Below are 2,269 nucleotides of genomic sequence, written 5' to 3' on the forward strand. Positions count from 1 at the left end.
CCTCGTACAATGCTGAATGATCAACACTGGTCAAAGTTAGAAACTATTCTGCGTAATTTTGATATTTATCTCAAACGAAATCTTCGAAATTTTATTGAAGCTATTCTTTATCGAATTAGAACAGGTTGCCCATGGCGAGATTTACCACCGGATTTTGGTAATCCAAATTCAATATTTAAAAAATATAGTCGTTGGTCTAAACATAATAAGCTGCTGAAAATATTTAAATTAATCAGTAAACATACAGATAAAGAGTGGATTTTTATTGATGGTTCTCATATTAGGGCGCATCAACACTCTGCTGGGTTAAAAGATCAAGCTATATCAAAAAGCATTGGTGGGAATAGTTCAAAAATACACTTGGCCGTTGATTCTTATGGTAATCCAATTGAAATTATGATCACGAATGGAACAACACATGATGTTAAGGTTGCACCTGAGCTAGTTGAAAAATTAGATTTGGAAAAAACTGAGGTCTTATGTGCAGATAAGGGTTATGATTCTGAACCATTACGAGAGCAAATCAGAGCAACAGATACCGAAGCTAGTATTCCACGGAAGTCAAATACTCAGTCCAACAATAATCATATGGATTGGAATTTATATAAAATTAGGCATTTAGTGGAAAATACTTTTGCAAGATTGAAGCAATTTAGAGGAATAGCAACTCGATATGACAAGCTAAAACGTAATTATGAAAATGCGGTTGCTTTAGCTTGCATATACATTTGGTTGCCATTATGAAACGTCAACAGACCCTAATGAGTTATGATTTGTTTACTCAAAAAATTGAAACTGATCTTGAGCCTTTTTTGTGCTTAATTCAGATCCAGAGGTGATGAAATATTTTCCTCATCCTTTAACTCGTACTGAAAGTGACGCACTTGCATTCAGAATTTTTAAGTTGATTGAACAACAGGGTTGGGGATTTTGGGCAGAGAAAAGTCCTTTACAAATGCATGTTCTATATAAAATATTATCTCCCCAATAAAAATCCCGCTTTTAATGAGCGGGATTTTTTTGTGCATCAATTAATTGTGAGTGCTTTCTTTCACATTTTTCGCTGTATTTTCAACAGAAGCCGCCGCATCGTGAGCAGCTTCACGTGTTGCAGCTTCAGCTTTATCCGCAGCATTTTCGGTGGTCGCTGCTGCATGGTCAGCTGCCGCGTCTATTTTCGCAACTGCATTATCTGTTGCAGCGTCAATTTTTGCAGCAGCATCTGAGGTTGCATGTTCAACATCATGACTTGCTTGTGTTGCAGCATTTTCAATATGTTCACCTGTAGTTGCTCCAGTTTCTGGCGCTTCCTGTTTCTTACAGCCGACAAGGGCAACGGTCGCAGCAAGACCGATAATCATCGCTAACTTATTCATTGTGTATTTCCTTTTTAATTGTGGCATCCAGAACAATTTGGATCGTTAAATTTTACTCATAATATATTTAAGATAACGATTTTTATTTGTAAGTAAAATGTTAAAAAATGCAATAAAAAAAAAGGCTTATCACTTGAAGCGGGATAAGCCTAAAAAATCAGAACAGATTTTTAAAAGGTGTTTTAACTATTCCGAATAATATAATCAAACGCTGACAAAGAAGCTTTAGCACCTTCACCTGTCGCAATAATGATTTGCTTATACGGCACAGTGGTACAGTCACCTGCGGCAAACACGCCCGCTACATTGGTTTCATTACGCTCGTTGATGATAATCTCACCACGTGGACTTAACTCCACTGAACCTTTCAAGAAATCTGTGTTTGGCAATAAACCAATCTGTACAAAAATTCCTGATAGTTCAATGCTGTGTTCTGTCTCTGTAGCACGGTCTTTGTATTTCAAAGCGGTCACCTGAGCACCATCACCGACCACTTCAGTTGAAAGTGCATGGGTGATGACGGTCGCATTCGGCAAACTGTTTAGTTTGTCCTGTAACACTTGGTCGGCACGAAGTTTGGTATCAAACTCAACCAAAGTCACATGCTCCACAATACCTGCCAAATCAATTGCCGCTTCAACACCCGAGTTACCACCACCAATCACCGCAACTTTTTTGCCTTTAAACAATGGACCATCACAGTGTGGACAATACGCTACACCACGAGTCGCATATTCCTGTTCACCCGGAACGCCCATTTTTCTCCAACGCGCACCTGTCGATAAAATCACGGTTTTCGATTCAACTTTGGCACCATTTTCCAATTCAACTTCAACCAGACCCGAAGCAGTTTGATCGGCACCGACAATTTTACTGACACGTTGCAGATTCAT

At 38.7% G+C, this 2,269-nt stretch carries 4 protein-coding genes; 2 read left to right on the top strand and 2 right to left on the bottom strand.

The window, feature by feature from the left end; all coding sequences use genetic code 11:
• Positions 1 to 744: IS5 family transposase (locus J500_RS16630; RefSeq protein WP_052024148.1), on the top strand; the 744-nt coding region annotated here is incomplete at its 5' end.
• 70 nt (positions 745 to 814) lie between these two features.
• Positions 815 to 991 (top strand): GNAT family N-acetyltransferase, encoded by a 177-nt coding sequence (locus J500_RS17635; protein ID WP_228128172.1) that lies wholly within the window; start codon positions 815 to 817, stop codon positions 989 to 991.
• Between the two features lie 40 nt (positions 992 to 1,031).
• Here J500_RS17635 and J500_RS16635 read toward each other — a convergent pair whose 3' ends face one another.
• Both J500_RS16635 and J500_RS16640 read right to left on the bottom strand, forming a co-directional pair.
• Positions 1,032 to 1,376: a hypothetical protein gene (locus tag J500_RS16635; RefSeq protein WP_034700710.1), complete on the bottom strand. Its 345-nt coding sequence runs from the start codon at positions 1,374 to 1,376 to the stop codon at positions 1,032 to 1,034.
• A gap of 182 nt (positions 1,377 to 1,558) precedes the next feature.
• Positions 1,559 to 2,269: FAD-dependent oxidoreductase (locus tag J500_RS16640; protein WP_034700712.1), on the bottom strand; the 711-nt coding region annotated here is incomplete at its 5' end.

The sequence above is a fragment of the Acinetobacter sp. 479375 genome (assembly GCF_000581715.1).
GTDB lineage: Bacteria > Pseudomonadota > Gammaproteobacteria > Pseudomonadales > Moraxellaceae > Acinetobacter > Acinetobacter ursingii.